The sequence below is a fragment of the Falsihalocynthiibacter sp. S25ZX9 genome (assembly GCF_041205405.1).
In the GTDB taxonomy this organism is placed as follows: Bacteria; Pseudomonadota; Alphaproteobacteria; order Rhodobacterales; family Rhodobacteraceae; genus Falsihalocynthiibacter; species Falsihalocynthiibacter arcticus.
The window spans coordinates 47,679-65,536 of record NZ_JBGFCD010000006.1; the positions used below are offsets into that span (position 1 = coordinate 47,679).

16 protein-coding genes and 1 pseudogene are annotated in these 17,858 nt (G+C 52.3%); 6 read left to right on the top strand and 11 right to left on the bottom strand.

Going from position 1 to position 17,858, the window contains the following annotated elements; genetic code table 11:
* Nucleotides 1-33: 33 nt before the first annotated feature.
* Nucleotides 34-714, bottom strand: a pseudogene (locus tag AB9F29_RS08500) (alpha/beta fold hydrolase); the annotation flags it as partial.
* A 500-nt stretch (nt 715-1,214) separates the two neighbouring features.
* On the opposite strand from AB9F29_RS08500, the gene pnp reads away from it, so the two are divergent.
* A complete protein-coding gene (pnp, locus tag AB9F29_RS08505) occupies nt 1,215-3,347 on the top strand; it encodes a polyribonucleotide nucleotidyltransferase (protein WP_369755322.1) in 2,133 nt (710 codons plus the stop codon).
* A 73-nt stretch (nt 3,348-3,420) separates the two neighbouring features.
* Here pnp and AB9F29_RS08510 read toward each other — a convergent pair whose 3' ends face one another.
* The 5 genes from AB9F29_RS08510 to AB9F29_RS08530 form a co-directional block, all read right to left on the bottom strand.
* Nucleotides 3,421-4,074, bottom strand: a complete 654-nt coding sequence (locus AB9F29_RS08510; protein ID WP_335584016.1) for a peroxiredoxin — start codon at nt 4,072-4,074, stop codon at nt 3,421-3,423.
* 80 nt (nt 4,075-4,154) lie between these two features.
* Nucleotides 4,155-4,802, bottom strand: coding sequence for an RluA family pseudouridine synthase (locus tag AB9F29_RS08515; protein WP_335584015.1), 648 nt, complete (start codon nt 4,800-4,802; stop codon nt 4,155-4,157).
* Between the two features lie 21 nt (nt 4,803-4,823).
* Nucleotides 4,824-5,204, bottom strand: coding sequence for a GFA family protein (locus AB9F29_RS08520; protein ID WP_369755323.1), 381 nt, complete (start codon nt 5,202-5,204; stop codon nt 4,824-4,826).
* A gap of 11 nt (nt 5,205-5,215) precedes the next feature.
* The gene (locus AB9F29_RS08525) at nt 5,216-5,671 is read right to left on the bottom strand and encodes a GAF domain-containing protein (protein WP_369755324.1); all 456 of its coding nucleotides are present in this window, start codon (nt 5,669-5,671) and stop codon (nt 5,216-5,218) included.
* Entirely contained in the window at nt 5,668-6,846 is a 1,179-nt protein-coding gene (locus tag AB9F29_RS08530) for an acetyl-CoA C-acyltransferase (protein ID WP_369755325.1), read from the bottom strand. The genes AB9F29_RS08525 and AB9F29_RS08530 overlap by 4 nt, the downstream gene beginning before the upstream one ends.
* Before the next feature lie 95 nt (nt 6,847-6,941).
* Between AB9F29_RS08530 and AB9F29_RS08535 the strand changes: the two genes are divergently transcribed.
* The 3 genes from AB9F29_RS08535 to AB9F29_RS08545 all read left to right on the top strand — a co-directional run bounded on the left by AB9F29_RS08535 (nt 6,942) and on the right by AB9F29_RS08545 (nt 9,584).
* Nucleotides 6,942-7,277 (top strand): STAS domain-containing protein, encoded by a 336-nt coding sequence (locus AB9F29_RS08535; RefSeq protein WP_335584011.1) that lies wholly within the window; start codon nt 6,942-6,944, stop codon nt 7,275-7,277.
* 50 nt (nt 7,278-7,327) lie between these two features.
* Nucleotides 7,328-7,771, top strand: coding sequence for an ATP-binding protein (locus AB9F29_RS08540; RefSeq protein ID WP_369755326.1), 444 nt, complete (start codon nt 7,328-7,330; stop codon nt 7,769-7,771).
* A gap of 232 nt (nt 7,772-8,003) precedes the next feature.
* Nucleotides 8,004-9,584, top strand: a complete 1,581-nt coding sequence (locus tag AB9F29_RS08545) for a gamma-glutamyltransferase family protein (RefSeq protein ID WP_369755327.1) — start codon at nt 8,004-8,006, stop codon at nt 9,582-9,584.
* Between the two features lie 3 nt (nt 9,585-9,587).
* Here the strand turns inward: AB9F29_RS08545 and hspQ are convergent, their stop codons facing one another.
* The gene (gene hspQ / locus AB9F29_RS08550; protein ID WP_039003375.1) at nt 9,588-9,914 is read right to left on the bottom strand and encodes a heat shock protein HspQ; all 327 of its coding nucleotides are present in this window, start codon (nt 9,912-9,914) and stop codon (nt 9,588-9,590) included.
* A gap of 83 nt (nt 9,915-9,997) precedes the next feature.
* Here hspQ and AB9F29_RS08555 point away from each other — a divergent pair, with 83 nt between their 5' ends.
* Nucleotides 9,998-10,879 carry an AEC family transporter gene (locus AB9F29_RS08555; RefSeq protein WP_335584008.1) on the top strand — a complete coding sequence of 294 codons (882 nt, stop codon included), beginning with the start codon at nt 9,998-10,000 and terminating at the stop codon, nt 10,877-10,879.
* Nucleotides 10,880-10,947: 68 nt separating this feature from the next.
* Nucleotides 10,948-11,532, top strand: coding sequence for a lytic transglycosylase (locus tag AB9F29_RS08560; protein ID WP_039003373.1), 585 nt, complete (start codon nt 10,948-10,950; stop codon nt 11,530-11,532).
* A gap of 10 nt (nt 11,533-11,542) precedes the next feature.
* On the opposite strand, the gene AB9F29_RS08565 is transcribed toward AB9F29_RS08560, so the two are convergent.
* From AB9F29_RS08565 to AB9F29_RS08580, 4 genes are all read right to left on the bottom strand, one after another.
* Nucleotides 11,543-12,142, bottom strand: coding sequence for an outer membrane lipoprotein carrier protein LolA (locus AB9F29_RS08565; RefSeq protein WP_039003372.1), 600 nt, complete (start codon nt 12,140-12,142; stop codon nt 11,543-11,545).
* Between the two features lie 71 nt (nt 12,143-12,213).
* The gene (locus AB9F29_RS08570) at nt 12,214-15,174 is read right to left on the bottom strand and encodes a DNA translocase FtsK 4TM domain-containing protein (protein WP_369755328.1); all 2,961 of its coding nucleotides are present in this window, start codon (nt 15,172-15,174) and stop codon (nt 12,214-12,216) included.
* A gap of 6 nt (nt 15,175-15,180) precedes the next feature.
* Nucleotides 15,181-16,362: an aminotransferase class I/II-fold pyridoxal phosphate-dependent enzyme gene (locus AB9F29_RS08575; protein ID WP_369755329.1), complete on the bottom strand. Its 1,182-nt coding sequence runs from the start codon at nt 16,360-16,362 to the stop codon at nt 15,181-15,183.
* A 127-nt stretch (nt 16,363-16,489) separates the two neighbouring features.
* Entirely contained in the window at nt 16,490-17,818 is a 1,329-nt protein-coding gene (locus AB9F29_RS08580; RefSeq protein WP_369755330.1) for an amidase, read from the bottom strand.
* Between the last annotated feature and the right edge of the window lie 40 nt (nt 17,819-17,858).

The following is a 17,858-nucleotide window of genomic DNA, read 5'->3' on the forward strand; positions in this document are numbered from 1 at the left end:
GTTTTTCGTTCTATGGCAAGCCAAATAAGGTTTTTAGTTTTCTGCTATATTGAGCAATATTTCTGCAACCTCTTCCTTCGAAGGGCTGACCTCCATTAGCGGGTGGGGTCCTTCAAGAGTTATCACCGGCCATCCTCGTTTTTCAGCGCGTTCTGGGGCTTGGACTTTGCGCATATGGTTAAAGACATCACCTTCTGTGCCAACGATAATTGTCCCTGAAAAATCGGGTGTATTTTCAGGTAGATCAATTCTCTCAATGTAAGACTTCCAAGGGTGTGGGCGCATCGTCGGTTTCGCCTCCCGAAGTGTATCAGAAGGAATGACCCAACCGTCTCCTGCTTCGTCGACAGCTTTTTTGGCCACATCATAAACATCAGGTCCAAACCCATCTATGAGGTTTTCGCCGTGATCCAGCGGCACTGTATCGATGAAAACAAGGTGTTTAACACGATCCGGTTCATAGGCCGCCACGCCTGTTATGACTGGACCTCCATAGCTGTGAGAAACCAGAATTACATTTTTCAGGTCACGCCAGCTCATTATGTTGGACACGTCCAATATATGTGTCATCAAACCAGTTTCCTTAGACAGCAGGTGCTCCTTTTCACCAAGCCCCGTCAGCGACGCTTCAATCACCTCGTATCCGGCGGCCTCGAGGATTGTGCTCAAAGGCTCCCATTGACCAGCCCATTGAAACGTTCCGTGGACCATAACAAAAACTGGTTTTCCATTTCTGTTTCACTCTCTGTGCTCTGAGCACTAGCTGTTTGAAAAGTTGACAAAAAAGTGGTGCAAGTGATGATTCCTGCGATTAGCAGGCGTAAAAAATAAGACAATGTAGATACCTCCAAATGAAAACTAGCTCGTATCACTGATACAGGACTTTAAAGCGTTCGCAAAACGGTTCCATAAGATGCCAAAATGAACTTTTGAAGCGCCAAGCAGCGGTCACTTGAAAGGAGACGTAACCCGTTGACGTTTGGCTAAAGGCTACGGACTTTTGAGCGAATGATTGCGCAATATCCCCTTGCCTGACCGACAAACAGAATTCCTGTTCCCAAACGCCCTATTTTCCTGTATGCGCCGTGCATCTGAGACGTGGCTCCCTGACTCCGGCGCCGTGAAAGAAATGATAAGGGAGTCGGCGGCAATGCGGCCGCCATTGAAACGGGAGACTGGGAACGCCCAGCATGCTCCCTATTAGGAAACGATGAATGTTTACTGAAACTAAGAAATCCATGGAGTGGGGCGATGAAACGCTCACACTCGAAACGGGTAAAGTTGCCCGCCAAGCCGACGGTTCGGTTATCGCTACTTTGGGCGAGACCTCGGTTATGGCCAACGTTACTTTTGCTAAAACGCAAAAGCCGGGTCAAGACTTCTTCCCTTTGACTGTTCACTACGGTGAAAAATATTATGCCGCTGGTAAAGTTCCGGGTGGCTTTTTCAAACGCGAAGCGCGTCCTACGGAAAAAGAGACACTAACAAGCCGTCTTATTGACCGTCCGATCCGCCCTTTGTTTGTTCCAGGCTTCAAAAACGAAGTTCTGTTGATCTGTACAGTTCTGTCGCACGACCTTGTTAACGACCCTGATGTTGTCGCAATGATCGCGGCCTCTGCTGCTTTGACAATCTCTGGCGCTCCTTTCATGGGCCCAATTGCTGCTGCACGCGTTGGCTTCGTTGATGGCGAATACACGCTGAACCCATCGTGCGATGACATGCACCAGCTTCGCAACAACCCCGAGCAGCGCCTCGACCTTGTTGTAGCCGGTACAAAAGACGCCGTGATGATGGTTGAATCCGAAGCGTATGAGCTTTCCGAAGCTGAGATGCTCGGTGCGGTTAAATTTGCCCACGACTCGTTCCAACCTGTGATCGACTTGATCATTGAATTGGCCGAAGATTGTGCGAAACCACCGTTCGACTTCCAAGCACCAGATTACTCCGATCTGTTCAATGCTGCGATGGCGGCTGGCGAAACGCAAATGCGTGCTGCTTATGCAATCACTGACAAGCAAGAGCGTACAACCGCGGTTGCTGCTGCACGTGATACGATCAAAGCTGCCCTCACTGAGGAACAACTTGCAGACGAGAACCTCGGTTCCGCTCTCAAGAAAGTTGAAAGCAAGATCCTTCGTGGTGACGTTGTTAAAACGGGCCGTCGTATCGATGGCCGCGACACAACAACCGTACGTCCAATCGTTTCCGAAACTGGCTTCCTTCCACGTACACACGGCTCCGCGCTGTTCACACGTGGCGAAACTCAGGGCCTCGTTGTAACTACATTGGGCACCGGCGACGACGAGCAAATGATCGACGCGCTGACTGGCACATACCGTTCCAACTTTATCCTGCACTACAACTTCCCACCCTACTCCGTAGGCGAAGTTGGTCGCTTTGGCTTCACTGGCCGTCGCGAAATTGGTCACGGTAAGTTGGCTTGGCGTGCGCTTCAGGCGGTTCTTCCGGCTCCGACTGATTTCCCATACACCCTGCGCGTTGTATCCGAAATCACTGAGTCCAACGGGTCCTCTTCGATGGCTTCCGTTTGTGGCGGTTCCTTGTCGATGATGGACGCTGGCGTTCCGTTGAAAGCAGCGGTTGCTGGTGTTGCAATGGGTCTTATCCTTGAAGACGATGGCTCCTACGCGATCCTCACCGACATCCTCGGCGACGAAGATCACCTTGGCGACATGGACTTCAAAGTTGCCGGTACTGAAGCTGGGATTACCTCCCTGCAGATGGACATCAAAATCGCAGGCATCACGCCAGAGATCATGGAAAAAGCCTTGGCTCAAGCCAAAGACGGCCGTATCCATATCCTTGGTGAAATGGCGAAAGCTTTGACAGAAGCCAGCGAATTCTCGGCCCACGCTCCACGCATCGAGACCATGCAGGTTCCAACAGACAAAATCCGCGAAGTGATCGGTTCTGGTGGTAAAGTGATCCGTGAAATCGTTGAAATGTCCGGTGCAAAAGTCGACATCAACGACGATGGCATTATCAAGATCGCATCCGCAAACGCAGAAGCCATCAAAAAAGCCTACGACATGATCTACTCAATCGTTGCAGAGCCTGAAACTGGCGCTGTTTATAACGGTAAAGTTGTGAAAATCGTCGACTTTGGCGCATTCGTGAACTTCTTCGGAAAACGCGATGGTCTGGTGCACGTTTCTCAAATCGAGAACCGTCGTTTGAACCACCCATCTGACGTTCTCAAAGAAGGCCAAGACGTAAAAGTTAAGCTTTTGGGCTTTGATGAGCGCGGCAAAGTTCGCCTGTCGATGAAAGTTGTCGATCAGGAAACTGGCGCAGAAATCGTAGAAGAGAAAAGCGAAGGTTAAGCTTCTCTCTTCCGAAAAAGAGAAAAGGCCCCAGATTACTCTGGGGCCTTTTTTGTTTCTTAATAGCGCGTTCTTATTTTGGAAGTTGCGCGGTACGAAGATACGGGAAGTGTGTTGTGAATTCGCCGAATTTAGCTTTGGCATCCGCGTCACTTACGCTCGTGGGAATGACAACATCGCCGCCCGGCGTCCAGTTTGCTGGAAGCGCCACGCCGTGGCCCGCCGCCGTTTGCAACGCATCAAGTGCGCGCAAAACTTCCGCAAAGTTGCGGCCAACGTTCATTGGGTAAGTCATGGACAACAGAAGCTTCTTGTCGGGAGAAATGATGAAAACCGAGCGCACTGTTTGGCTATCCGCAGGGGTGCGGCCATCAGGCAAATAAGCTTCGGCGGGCAACATGTCGAAAGCTTTGGAAACGGCCAAACCTTCGTCAGCAATAATTGGAAATCCTGCTGGTACGCCAGCGTATTTGGAAATGTCGTTCTTCCACTTCTTGTGGTCTTCGACGCCATCCACGGAAACACCAATCACCTTGGTATTGCGCGCGGCCCATTCGTCGGCCAATTGCGCAACTGCGCCGAATTCGGTCGTGCAAACGGGGGTGAAATCTTTTGGGTGGCTAAACAAGATAGCGTAAGAATCGCCAATCCAATCGTGGAATGAAATCTCGCCGTCGCTGGTTTGAGCCGTAAAATCTGGAACAATATCGTTAATGCGAAGTGCCATGTGGGTCTCCTGTTAAATGGTTGTTAGTTTATATATAAGGGCGCAAACCCAAGAGTTCTATGGGGGCGCCCAGTCGTTTTTCAAAAGGGACAAACAGCCCGAAATCGTTGGCCTTGTCCTCCTTCGGGGTGGCGCAATCGCAACTCCTCTGCGTGCAACATCATGCGGGGCGCATCGCGGGCTTCCCCTGTTGCATAAAACGGATCACCCAAAATTGGATGGCCGATTTCCAACATATGCACCCGCAATTGGTGGCTGCGGCCCGTTTTCGGAAACAAGCGAACTCGCGTTGCGTTTTCTTCGTATTTCACGACTTTCCAGTCCGTGATGGCCTGCTTGCCCGTTTCATAATTCACGTGCTGAAGGGGACGGTTTGGCCAATCCACAATCAGCGGTAAATCCACGGTTCCGGTTTTTTCCTTCATAAGCCCAAAGACGCGGGCCACGTAGGTTTTCTTGGTTTGCCGCTTTTCGAACTGCAGGCCGATATGGCGTTGCGCGTGACGCGTCAGAGCGAAAACCATCACACCCGATGTATCGCGATCTAAGCGGTGGATCAAAAGGGCATCCGCAAAGGCCGCCTGTACCCGCGCAATAAGACAGTCGGCGAGATGCTCGCCCTTGCCCGGAACAGAGAGCAAGCCTGCGGGTTTGTTTACCACAATCAGGTGGTGGTCAAGATGAAGGACATCTAGCGGATCTTGGGGCGGGTTATATGCATCACTCATGAGGGGGTGATAGCGGGAAATCTAGTACTTGGCCAGTTGTTCAGGACCTTCTTCGATTTCGTAATAGTCGCCCTTGTCCTCGGTAAAAATATGGGTTTTGATTTTGAAGTCGGTAGGAGCTTCTAATGCGCCCGCGCCAATGGAAGTTTTATCTTCCCCCTCCATTTTCCAAAACAAGGAACTACCGCATTTATTGCAAAAACCGCGTTGCGCATAATCAGAGGATCGATACCAAGCAAGGCTTGAGTCGGAAAGAAGTTTGAGCTTGTTGGATGGTACCGCCGTGGCCGCCCAGTAATGCCCGGACGTTTTGCGGCATTGGCTACAATGACACGCGATTGGATCGCGCATTTCGCCCTCGAGTTCAAACGAAACACCGCCGCATAAACAACTTCCCCGCATTGAAACTCTCCTCAAATATCCCTGAAAACATCTGCCAAAATCGCTGCAATAGATACTGAATCCGCCTGTGAAAATGCATCGCGCAAATTACTATCGATATCGAAAACACCTATCAGTCGACCGCCCTTGCCAAATACAGGAAGTACCAATTCAGACTGGGTGCTGCTGGCGCAGGCGATATGCCCTTCAAACGCATTCACATCCGACACAAGTTGCGCTTCGCCGGTGCGGGCCGCAGCACCGCAAACGCCACGCGAAAACGGGATTTGCAGGCACCCGTGCCCCCCTTGGTACGGCCCAATCTTGAGTAAATCATTGCCCACATTTCGGTAAAATCCCGTCCAATCGAAACGCGTATCCGCATGGTGAAACTCACAGGCAACCGTCGCCATTAGCGCGACTTCGTCCTCTTCGCCCTCGGTTAAGCTGGCGATGGATTTCGCTAAGGTTGCATAATCCGCCGTCATGGTCGCTCGATTGCAATGGCTGTGCCCTCGCCTCCACCGATACAAATCGCAGCAACACCCCGTTTAAGGCCACGCGCTTCCATAGCATTGAGCAGCGTCACGATGATCCGTGCGCCAGAAGAGCCAATCGGATGGCCCAGCGCACAGGCACCGCCGTTCACATTGAGCTTGTCGTGCGGGATTCCCATTTCCGCCATGAAAGCCATCGGGACAACGGCAAAGGCTTCGTTCACCTCCCAAAGATCCACATCGTCAACGCTCCACCCCAAGCGGGCCAGAAGTTTTTGCGCAGCGGGTACGGGCGCGGTGGTAAACCATCCAGGGGCTTGGGCGTGGCTCGCATGCCCCATAATCCGCGCGCGCACGGGTAAGTTTTTTGCAGCAGCTGTTTCGGAGTTCGTCAGGACCAGCGCTGCTGCACCATCGGAAATCGAGGAGGCATTCGCCGCAGTCACGGTTCCATCTTTTCGAAACGCAGGGCGCAGGGTTGGAATTTTTTCTGGACGTGCTTTTGCGGGTTGCTCGTCTTTTGATACGATTGTCTCGCCTTGGCGCGTTTTCACTGTAACCGGTGCAATTTCATTGGTAAAACCGCCGTTTTCCTGCGCTGCAACGGCACGAGACAAGGACGTCAACGCAAAATCGTCTTGGGCTTCGCGGGTAAACTGATATTTCTCTGCGCAATCCTCGGCAAATGTCCCCATCAAACGACCCTTATCATAGGCGTCTTCAAGGCCATCCAGAAACATAGAATCCATAACTTGGCCATGACCAATACGGGCACCGCTGCGCATTTTAGGCAGCAGATAGGGCGCGAGAGACATGCTCTCCATGCCACCGGCAATCACGACATCACTTTGGCCCAGTGCTATTTGGTCGAAGCCAACCATAGTGGTTTTCATACCCGATCCGCACATTTTGTTGAGCGTCGTCGCGGGGACGGCCTCGCCCAAACCTGCGGCGAAACCGGCTTGGCGTGCGGGTGCTTGGCCCTGCCCCGCGCCCAAAACGCATCCCATAAGAAGCTCGTCCACATCATTTGGCGTGAGCGTCGACCCAATTAGAGCGGCCGCAATCGCGGCTCCTCCTAACTCGGATGCGGGAACTTCCGCAAAATCCCCCTGCAAACCGGCCATAGGCGTGCGGGCGGCCCCGACAATTACAACTTCTTTCATGGGAATTTCCCTTTTTTGGCATTCGCTGGATTATGCATACCGAATGGTAACGATTGGCGCCTAGTCTAATCGCAACCAACACATGGAGCAAGATTTTGGAAATTTCATCCAGAGTAGTAGACGACGCCCTCATCGCCACCGTCGATGCACAACGAATCGACTCGGCGGTCGCCGTTCAATTCAAAGATAAAATGCGGGAAGTTACGGAAAACGGTTTTAAACGAGTCATTCTTGACCTGTCGAATGTGAATTTCCTCGACAGTAGTGGTCTCGGTGCAGTTGTTGCCGCCATGAAGCAACTTGGGAGCGAACGCATCCTTGAAATTGCCGGCCTAACCGGAGCTGTTGAAAAAGTGTTTAAACTTACGCGAATGGACACAGTGTTTATCATCCACCCAAATGCTGAGGCTGCAACTTCGCGCGCCTCCTAAGTTATAAATGTCCATTGAGTGAGCTCCTCTTTATGCCAGAAGACTTGGGTATGCAGCACATTAGTATTACCCTTCCGGGAAATGCATTGGCAGTCAGATCAGCGCTCGAAAATATACTCGAGCAGCTAATGGCTTTTGGGTTTTCGGGCGAGAACTGTAGTGTAACCGAATTGGTTTTGGCTGAGGTCATGAACAATATTGTTGAACATGCCTATGCAAATGGAGATCCTGGACCAATCCTCATTTCTATTTCTGCGAAAGGTTTACACCTGTCGATAGAAATCATCGATCACGGCGATCCTATGCCACACTATTCCCTCCCACAAGCGACTCAGACGAATTTGGATTGTGCGCTTGATGATCTTCCTGAGGGAGGATGGGGTTGGCTCATCATCCATGAGATCGCCGAGAACCTTGTGTACAATAGAATTGGCGCAAGCAATCATTTGAGCTTTCAGCTTTCTAGCAATAGAGCGTTCAATGCGCCCAAATAAGCGTATCCAATTTACCGAGTGTGCCAAATGCCGCAAAATTGCCCTATTCGCACCTTAACGTCGCCTGAAATGACCAGCATATTGAACTTGTAGCTGCATAAAGCTTCCCTCGACGCTGTGATTTACAGCCCCCACCCAGTACCGCAGCGTCGAGGCACTACTTCCCCCCATTTCGAACTTGGAATACCGCCAGAGCCGCTCTAGTCTCCGTTTCTAACGTGAGGAGACCAGCATGCGTGATTTTCAACTACCCGGACGTTCCCCAGTTTTTGCCGAAAACGGTATGTGTGCCACTTCGCACCCTTTAGCGGCGAAAATCGCTTGCCAAATTTTGGAAGCTGGTGGAAATGCGGTTGATGCTGCGATCGCGGGCGCTGTTGTCCTTGGCGTTTGCGAACCCCAAATGACAGGAATAGGCGGCGACTGTTTCGTTCTGGTTAAACCCGCAGACGGCAACGATATCATCGCCCTAAATGGCTCGGGCCGCGCGCCAGTCGGATTATCCGCAGAAATATTGCGCGCAGAGGGGCACAAGACAATGCCCGTCGGGGGCGTCGCATCTATCACAATTCCGGGTGCGATCGACGCCTTTTGTCGGCTTTCAAAAGATTATGGAAAAATGGGATTAGCGGGTTCATTGGCCCCCGCGATTCACTATGCAACTGCGGGTATTCCGGTTGCACCACGCACCCAAATGGACTGGAAGATCGCTGAGGACTCCCTGCAGGGTGTTGCCCGCGACTACTACCTAATCGACGGGAAAACCCCTGAAGTTGGGCAAGTTTTCCGAGCGCCACAACAAGCAGAAGTCCTGCGTAGAATCGCCTTGGACGGACGCGATGCGTTTTACACCGGAGAAGTTGCCCAAGACATGGTCGACTCCCTACAAGCGCTTGGCGGAACCCATACTCTGGACGATTTTGAAACAGAATCCAGCGCGTACACGACCCCGCTTTCGGGAACCTATAAACATCTCGAATTGTTCGAGCATCCACCCAATGGCCAAGGCGCAACCGCCATTCTGATGAACAATATTCTCAGTCATTTCGATATCGCATCAATGGATCCATTCGGTAGCCAGCGCGCGCATGTTGAGGCCGAAGCCGCCAAACTTGCCTATGACGCACGTAACCGGTTCCTTTCTGATGCGGATTATGTAGGCCGGTTGGACCACATGTTAGCCGCAAAGACAGCAGAACAACTCGCCGCGTTGATTGACCCTAAGCGCGCGATGGCCGCGGCCGCCCCGCTTTCAGAATCCGTTCACAAGGACACCATTTACATTACGGTCGTCGATCGTAATCGCATGGCTGTTTCGTTGATCTATTCTATCTTTCACAGCTTTGGATCCGGCCTTGCGTCGGATAAATTCGGCATCCTCTTTCAAAACCGTGGCGCGGGTTTCACGCTGAACAAAGGCCACCCAAATGAGGCCGCGGGCGGCAAACGCCCCATGCACACGATCATTCCGGGTATGCTCAAACAGAACGGCAAAGTTATCATGCCGTTCGGGGTTATGGGCGGCGCGTATCAACCCAATGGACACGCGCGATTCGTCTCGAACACAGCGGACTTTGGCATGCACCCACAGGCAGCAATAGATGCGCCGCGCAGTTTTAGCGACGCTGGGGTTATGAACATCGAGCGCGGCTATTCTGCGAAAGTTCAGCAGGAACTCGAAGCATTGGGGCACACTTTATCCACCCCGGATACTGCAATCGGCGGTGCCCAAGCGATTCTCATTGATTGGGAGCGAGGCGTCCTTCAGGGCGCATCCGATCCCCGTAAAGATGGCTGTGCTTTGGGGTATTAGGGGTTAATTGAGCTGGAACTGAAGCGGATAGCTTCCGTCTTCAAAATCACCGAACATGTCACTCAAATCAGGGTGGCTTATCGGAATCCCCGTATAATCCGCAATGAGGTTCTGCTCGGAAACATAGGCGACGTAGTAGCTCTTATCGTTTTCGGCCAGCAGATGGTAAAATGGCTGATCTTTGTTGGGGCGACTCTCGGCAGGGATCGCCTCATACCACTCATCGGTATTTGCAAACATAGCGTCGACATCGAAAACCACACCGCGAAACGGATGTTTGCGATGGCGAACAACTTGGCCAAGATAATATTTTGCACGTGTCTTCAGCATAGCTTAATAGCTCCCCATAAGGTTACTAAACAATGGAGACGGGGATTGTCCATGATAGAGACGCAAAATGCTGGAAACAGACTGTGGACGTAGTTTTAACAGTCCTCGAAATTGTCGCTCCTGTCTTCATTTTAGCAAGCATCGGATACGTCTGGGTGCGGCTCGGATTTGAGTACCGCGTACAGTTTGTAACCGGCATGGCCATGACAATATCGATCCCCGCATTGATCTTCGTCGCTTTGATGCAAACCAAGATTGACCCGTCGGCGCTGTCGCTATTGCTCGTCGCATCGATCGTTACCTATGCCGTTTTGACGCTGGTCTTTTATCTCGTTGTGCGCGCGTTGAAATTGGACGTCCGCAGCTTCCTCCCCTCCCTCATTTTCGGCAATACAGGTAACGTTGGCCTCCCCCTTGCCTTCTTTGCGTTTGGCGAAGAAGGTTTCGCCTATGCCATTGTAGTCTTTGCAGTAATGGCGATCTGGAGTTTCACTTTTGGGGTCTGGATTGTCTCTGGTGGGGGCAATTTGAGCAAAGTCCTTAAGGAGCCGATGGTCGGCGCCACACTACTTGGTGCGATCTTCATGTGGCAAGGCTGGGAAACCCCGAAATTTTTGACGAACGCGCTTGAGCTTGTGGGGCAAATGGCCATTCCGATGATGCTCATAACGCTTGGTGTCGCAGTCGCGCGATTAAAGCCGGGGCGGTTGGGGCAGGCGTTTTGGCTTTCCCTCCTTAAGGCTGCGATTTGTATCGGTGTGGCTGCGGGAATCGGTGTTTGGCTGGACCTCCCACATGTGGCACTGGCGGTTTTGATCCTGCAAGTCGGGACACCCGTTGCTGTCACCTCCTACATGCTAGCCGAGAAATATGGGGCTGATTCCAATGCCGTTGCTGGCCTTGTTGTGGTTTCAACCCTCATTTCTGTCGCCGTGATTCCCCTCGCGCTTGGATTCCTGATCTAAAATCAACTGATTGTTATTTCCAAATGGGTGAATTTACGTTATCCTGTTTGAAAAAAAGCGAGGGGCATATGAGCAGACTTCTTCGCGCAACAGTATTGATGATTCTGGTCGCCGCATGCGGTGGGGGTGATAATTCCGCCCCACGCAATTTAAACGACGCCTGTTCAATCCTCAATCAGCGCGGTAAATATTACAAGGCCATGAAAAAAACCCAGCGGCGCTGGGATATTCCAATAAACGTGCAAATGGCGACTCTTTACCAAGAGAGCAAATTCATCGGCAATGCGCGCACGCCACATCAGTATGCACTGGGTATCATACCTATGGGCCGTCAAAGTTCTGCCTATGGCTATAGTCAGGCGCTGGATGCGACTTGGGATGAGTATCGCGCGTCTACTGGACGTCGCAGCGCTAAGCGCGACGATTTTTCTGACGCTGTCGATTTCATGGGTTGGTACATGGACGAAAGTGCGCGCAAGCTCGGGATTTCCAAAGCAGATGCGCGCAACCAGTATCTTGCCTACCATGAAGGCAGAGCCGGCTATGCGCGCGGATCGCATAATTCCAAAGCATGGCTCATTAGAGTTTCACAAAGCGTCGACGACCGTTCGAGGCTTTACGAAGCTCAACTTAGGCAGTGCGGCAAGATTTAGGCCGCACAGACTATCGCTCTCTCGAGGCGAGCGTAATATTAAAGAGGCTGGCGGGTAAACTCACGCCAGTCTTGAAATCGCCAAAAATAACGCGCGTGCCCGCATTCCCCGCCGCGTCGTTAATTATCCATTCGATAAGGCGCGTCGGATTCGCTTCAAAGATGAGATCAATACTTCCGTATTCGGGGTTTTTCGGATCTTGGGCGCGCACAACGGTATCTGTGCCGCGTGTGCCATGCCCAACCACCATTCTCGCTCCGCCAAGGTTCACATTTTTCGCAAGAATAATGCTTAATGGCGTACGGTTGAGCGGATACTGCTCAGGTCCCGTGTTGGATTTTTGGTCAAAGATGGCCACTTGGCTCCCACCAGCAATCACCAGCGTGTCATCGGGCTTATCATACTCAAACCGCGCCCTGCCCGGCCTTTGCATAAACATATTGCCCGATGATTTTGAACCATCGGCATTCACTTGGCTAAAGCGACTCTGAGCAGTTGAGAAGCTATTGAAATAGTTGGAAATCTCCTTGAGAGAGATTTTCTCGGCAGCCGCAGGCAAAGCCATGCTGACGGCCAAAACGGGTACTAAAAGGAAGCGTAAATGTTTCATGCGTTTATACTTAACTGCTTTCGGCCAGATTACTACCCAGCCGAAATCACAAAGCGTTGTTCTGCCGTTATCTATTGTTCGGGCACCAAAATTTCGCGTTTCCCAACGTGGTTGGCTGCGGAAATTAAGTTTTCGTCTTCCATTTGCTCAACAAGACGCGCAGCCTTGTTATAGCCGATGGCCAATTTACGTTGGATATAAGAGGTCGAACATTTCCGATCTTTCAACACAATCGCAACCGCTTGGTCATAGAGCGCGTTTTCACCTGTGGTGTTCCCACCAAGGCCAAGCACGAGGTCGATTTCACTCTCCGCACCCTCTGCAGGCCCATCAACAATACCGGACATATATTCAGGCGTGCCATAGGCCTTGAGGTGGTTAACAACTTCCTCGACTTCTTCATCGCTACAGAACGGGCCGTGAATACGGTTAATTTTACCGCCGCCAGCCATATAAAGCATGTCGCCCATACCCAAAAGTTGCTCGGCGCCCATTTCGCCAAGAATCGTACGACTGTCAATCTTGCTTGTCACTTGGAACGAGATACGGGTCGGGAAGTTGGCCTTAATCGTCCCTGTGATAACGTCAACAGACGGACGCTGGGTGGCCATGATCAAGTGGATACCCGAAGCACGTGCCATTTGGGCAAGCCGCTGGATACAGGCTTCGATTTCTTTGCCCGCGACCATCATAAGGTCTGCCATCTCGTCAACAACAACAACGATATAGGGCATTTTTTCTGGCGCAAATTCTTCGGTTTCAAAAGTTGGATCGCCAGTTTCATCGTCAAAGCCCGTTTGCACGGTTCGGCTGAACATTTTGTCCTTCGCAAGAGCGTCACTAACGCGCCCGTTATAGCCATCAATATTCCGAACGCCCATTTTGGACATCTTGCGATAGCGTTCTTCCATTTCGCCAACGACCCATTTCAGGGCCACAACGGCCTTTTTAGGGTCTGTTACGACGGGGCTAAGCAAGTGGGGGATGCCATCATAAACACTCAACTCAAGCATTTTCGGGTCGATCATAATCAGGCGGCACTCTTCGGGCGTCAGCTTATACAGCAGTGACAAAATCATCGTGTTGATTGCCACGGATTTACCTGCGCCGGTCGTCCCCGCAATCAAAAGGTGGGGCATTTTGGCGAGGTTGGCTACGATCGGTTCCCCGCCAATATCCTTACCCAAAGCAAGCGGCAATTTCATGCTGGAATCGCCGAAATCCCGCGCCGCAAGAATTTCGCGCAGCACAACCATTTCACGGTTTACGTTGGGCAACTCGATCCCAATAACCGAGCGACCAGGTACGGTGGAAACGCGCGCGGAAAGCGCCGACATTGAGCGCGCAATATCATCCGCAAGGCCGATAACACGGCTGGCTTTCAAACCGGGCGCAGGCTCAAGTTCATACATTGTGACAACTGGGCCGGGACGAACGGCGACGATTTCGCCTTTCACGCCATAATCGTCCAATACATTTTCAAGCATCCGCGCGTTTTCTTCGAGCGCTTCATCCGACAAAATGTGGCGCTGAACCGAACCTGGGCTGGCCAACAGCGAGAGGGGCGGTAACTCAAACTCGGTCGCAGATTCGTCAAATTGCAATGCAGGCTGCGCTTCGGCTTGCGCCTGACGGGAAGGAAGGATCGGTTTGCGTGCGCCGTGTTGAACCATAGGTTTTGTGATCGGCGCAGAAGGAAGTTGGGGTGCGGCCACTCTGGCAACAGGTGGCGGCGTCGGGGCGATATCAGGCGTAATCTGCGGTTCTACCTCCTGCGGATACTCATAGGTATCAGTCTCTAACACGGCCTCTTCGGTTTCGTATTCTGCAAAATTTTCGACTGCGGCAGGAGAGTTCAAAACCAAGGGGGCCGGTTTTTGGGATCGTAGCATTTTGGGCTCTGCCCGAACACTGGCACGCGGCGCATGACGCACACGAGACTTGATGATCTCAGAAATTCGCGCTTTGATTCGAGCCTCGTCGTCCATATCACCCGACGCCTCAACCTTGGCAGCGGGCATGTCTTGAACAGGCGCAGGGCTACGTTTTTTCAGCAAAGGTACGCGCGCAAACAAACCCGGTTTAGGAGCAGGTGCCGCATGTGTCGGTGCAGCCATGGGGGCGGGAGCGGCCAAGACCTGTGCGGGTTCTTGGATGTCACGTGCAGGGGCGGCACGCGATTTCGGTGCCGAAAGAACAGGTTCCGCACGCACAACCTGTGCCGGCCGATGAGCTTTTTGAGGGCGAGCAACCACGGGCTGTACGTTAAAATCACCGTCTAGATGCTCTTCGAAAACCGCGTCTTCCTCCGCAATGCGAGCCGCCATTTCACGGCGCTCGTTCCGGCTCTCTTGAACACGTTTCGCGGCCAGAACAGCTTCATTCGCACCACGCCCCATGAGGGTCATTAGGCGCGCGTACCCCATGATCAAACCCACGAGGAGGAACCGGCCGATAACGCGCAATTCAGGTTTGGTGAAGCCCAATACAAAGACAGCAGCCCCCAACATTGCCACGCCAGAAATCAGCGAAAACAGTTTGAAACCGACCGTTGTTGTGACGCCAACTGCGTTGAGCAATCCTCCGGATACCATTTCGCCGAACATACCGCCCAACCCAAAGCTATGATCCCAGCTTACGGATGGCGCGTAAGTTTCGGCATGAACCGAAAAAATCGCAATCCAAATCGGTAGGAAAATCAACCGTGAGATTGCGCGCTCTTCGCCTTGATGCGCCGCAAATCGCACGCCCCAAACAAGCATCGCAATGGGAACACCCCAACTCGCGACGCCTGCGATAATGAAAAGTGGCGACGCGATCGCCGCACCAAAGCCACCCAACCAGTTTTGGATCGGGGCGCTTGTTGCGGAAAACCAACTCGGGTCTGTGGGCGAGTAAGACGCAAGTATCAACGTCGTCAACAGGCCTGCAACGACCATTGCGACACCAATGAGCTCTTTGCCACGTCTTTCGATGGCGGCCGTTACATTGGAGTCCAACAATGGGTCTCGTTGCCGTGTTTGATACGCCATACTCTACTATCCTTCGCTATAGATACAGTTTCGGATCTTCTTCAGACCCGCCCGCACCTCTTCTTTTGGGGCCACGAGGGCGACACGAATGTACCCCTGACCCGGATTATATCCGTTAACGTCGCGACTAAGATAAGCGCCGGGAAGAACCCGTACACCCGTTTCGCGCCAAAGCTTTAACGCTGCCGCCTCGCCATCCTCAACCGGAAGCCAAAGGAAAAAACCGGCTTCGGGAGATTCGTAATTTTCGATGCCGTCGAATATTTCATCTGCAATATCGAATTTTTCCGCATAGAGCATTCGGTTTGCAACTACATGTGCTTCGTCATCCCAAACTTTTGCGGCCGCCATTTGAAGTGGCAGAGGCAAAGGGGCGCCAGAATAGGCCCGAAGCAAGCTCAAACGCGCCATCGTCTCTGGGCCACCCGCAATAAATCCAGACCGCAAACCAGGCAGGTTTGATCGCTTCGATAAGGAGTGAAAAATCACGACGCGCTCAGGATCAGCACCCATTTCTGCAGCAACTTGAAGAACACCAACCGGTGCATCAACCCGATATATTTCGGAGTAACACTCATCCGCTAGAATTTGAAAATCATACTTCTCGGCAAGGGTAATCAGTTCTTTCCAATAGGCGCGGCTTGCAACTGCGCCCTGTGGATTAGACGGCGAACAGATATACGCGAGGGCCGTACGGCGAAGAGTTTCAGGCTCTAATCCAGCGTAATTTGGCATGTACCCCGTCTCAAGCTCGGCAGAAACATAAATGGATTCCGCGTTCACCGAAATCGCGCCAATCCCGTAAACTTGATAAAACGGGTTAGGAATAAGCACGACCGGAATGCCGTTTTTACTTTCGGGGCAAAGCGCCATCGCCGCATTGTACAGCCCTTCCCGTGAGCCATTCACAGTCATAATCTGAGAACTGGGCAGGTCAACATTATATCGCCGCTCAATCCATCCAGCGATCGAGGCCAAGAGTTCTGGCGCTCCATCATTTGGAGGATATCGGTTAAAACCCGCAGCATTTTCAGCGATTACGTCGGTGACAAAGGCTGGGAACGGATGTGTCGGCTCGCCGATGGTCATAGCAAATGGCTCGCCGCCGGGTGCGTGCGAGTCCAATAGCGTTCTTAAACGCGGAAATGCGTATTCTGGCAGATTCGAAAACCGCTCTGGAAAAACCATATATGCCTCAATGTCGGGATCATAAGCGCCCCGTATGTTTCGAGACTACCTGTGCAAAGGGATTTGGTCCAGAAAAACGCCGTTGTTATCCGCAGCTTGGCCATATGCATGTGGCATTTAGGTCAGCCTATTGAGCAAGTGCAATTTCCGCGGCACGCCCAATTCTGAGCAACGCCTCTTCGCCCATGGGCTTTCCCATCAACATAAATCCAGCCGACGCCACACTTGTGGGCAACGTTAGAGCCGATAGTCCAAGCAAATTCCCAATTCTGGTATTTCGTAATGCCAGTAAATTCCGTGAAGAATAGTATGAATGGTCCGAGAGAAGACGTTTTTGGTTTGGCGGAAGGATCGGAGCAGTGGGTAGGACAATCGCGTCATACCCTGCCATTTCCAAATTCCACTTTGCGCGAATTTCATCAATCTTGCGCCAACCTGCAACAAAGTCGGATGCGAGAAAAGTTGCCCCGCTTCGGAAACGCTCCAAAATTTCGGGAAACATTTTCTCGGGGGTGTCTTCGATAACGTCCTTCCATGTCCCATATGCCTCGCTAGAAAACAGTATCGGGGAGAGCACCATCGCCTCATGCAAATCGGGAAAAACGACATCCTCAACATGTGCTCCATCCGAATTCAGGCGAGTTAGAGCCTGACTGAAGCCAAGAGCTGGCTTATCTTCCACGTCCGCTTGCGCAATGGTTTGCAGCACACCTAGACGAACATTTCCAAGCCCCACGCCCCCAAGGTCAACAGGTTTTCGCCCCTCAATGAGCGCCAAAGCCTGCGCCGCATCCTCAACCGACCGACACAGCGGCCCCACGGTATCAAACCGCGCACAAAGAGGCACGACGCCTTTACAAGATATCCGCCCAGATGTGGTTTTAAGGCCGACCAGATCGTTCCAAGCGGCCGGAATCCGCACTGACCCTCCCGTATCAGAACCAAGCGCAATAGGGGCAAGCCTATAAGCCACCGATGTCGCAGCCCCCGACGAACTTCCACCGGGGACAGCCTCCGCATCATTCACACAGGGAGGGGTTTCCTTCACTGGGTTTAGCCCAAGTCCCGAGAACGCCAACTCGGACATATGCGTTTTTCCAAGGCAAACAGACCCGCCAAACGTTGCGACTTTCAGCACTTCGGCATCGTTTTCAGGCACACGGCCAGCGAGTAAATCGCTCCCCGCTTCGGTCGCCACCCCAGCACTATCGAATAGATCTTTCCAACTGACGGGTACACCGTCCAACAGACCCAAACGCGCGCCAACTCGTGCCCTTTTTGCCGATTCCGCAGCTTCGGCCAACGCGCGTTCGCGTGTTACCTGTGTATAGATCTTGGCGCTTAGAGGGTGCGTATTAATGGCATCAAGATAGCATTGAGCGAGTTCAACGGGGTCAATATCACCGCTCCCAATCGCTCGCCCCAAATCCGAGGCCGTCGCTTTTAGCCAATCCATTTTTCCACCCCTAATACCATATTTGCAATTTGCGACTCTA

What these genes read in the sequence shown, in the direction of transcription:
- AB9F29_RS08540 (WP_369755326.1), top strand. Translation starts at nt 7,328, where the DNA reads ATGCAGCACATTAGTATTACCCTTCCGGGAAATGCATTGGCAGTCAGA.
- AB9F29_RS08510 (WP_335584016.1), bottom strand. Translation starts at nt 4,074, where the DNA reads ATGGCACTTCGCATTAACGATATTGTTCCAGATTTTACGGCTCAAACC.
- AB9F29_RS08525 (WP_369755324.1), bottom strand. Translation starts at nt 5,671, where the DNA reads ATGACGGCGGATTATGCAACCTTAGCGAAATCCATCGCCAGCTTAACC.
- AB9F29_RS08545 (WP_369755327.1), top strand. Translation starts at nt 8,004, where the DNA reads ATGCGTGATTTTCAACTACCCGGACGTTCCCCAGTTTTTGCCGAAAAC.
- AB9F29_RS08515 (WP_335584015.1), bottom strand. Translation starts at nt 4,802, where the DNA reads ATGAGTGATGCATATAACCCGCCCCAAGATCCGCTAGATGTCCTTCAT.
- pnp (WP_369755322.1), top strand. Translation starts at nt 1,215, where the DNA reads ATGTTTACTGAAACTAAGAAATCCATGGAGTGGGGCGATGAAACGCTC.
- hspQ (WP_039003375.1), bottom strand. Translation starts at nt 9,914, where the DNA reads ATGCTGAAGACACGTGCAAAATATTATCTTGGCCAAGTTGTTCGCCAT.
- AB9F29_RS08520 (WP_369755323.1), bottom strand. Translation starts at nt 5,204, where the DNA reads ATGCGGGGAAGTTGTTTATGCGGCGGTGTTTCGTTTGAACTCGAGGGC.
- AB9F29_RS08580 (WP_369755330.1), bottom strand. Translation starts at nt 17,818, where the DNA reads ATGGATTGGCTAAAAGCGACGGCCTCGGATTTGGGGCGAGCGATTGGG.
- AB9F29_RS08565 (WP_039003372.1), bottom strand. Translation starts at nt 12,142, where the DNA reads ATGAAACATTTACGCTTCCTTTTAGTACCCGTTTTGGCCGTCAGCATG.
- AB9F29_RS08570 (WP_369755328.1), bottom strand. Translation starts at nt 15,174, where the DNA reads ATGGCGTATCAAACACGGCAACGAGACCCATTGTTGGACTCCAATGTA.
- AB9F29_RS08560 (WP_039003373.1), top strand. Translation starts at nt 10,948, where the DNA reads ATGAGCAGACTTCTTCGCGCAACAGTATTGATGATTCTGGTCGCCGCA.
- AB9F29_RS08575 (WP_369755329.1), bottom strand. Translation starts at nt 16,362, where the DNA reads ATGGTTTTTCCAGAGCGGTTTTCGAATCTGCCAGAATACGCATTTCCG.
- AB9F29_RS08530 (WP_369755325.1), bottom strand. Translation starts at nt 6,846, where the DNA reads ATGAAAGAAGTTGTAATTGTCGGGGCCGCCCGCACGCCTATGGCCGGT.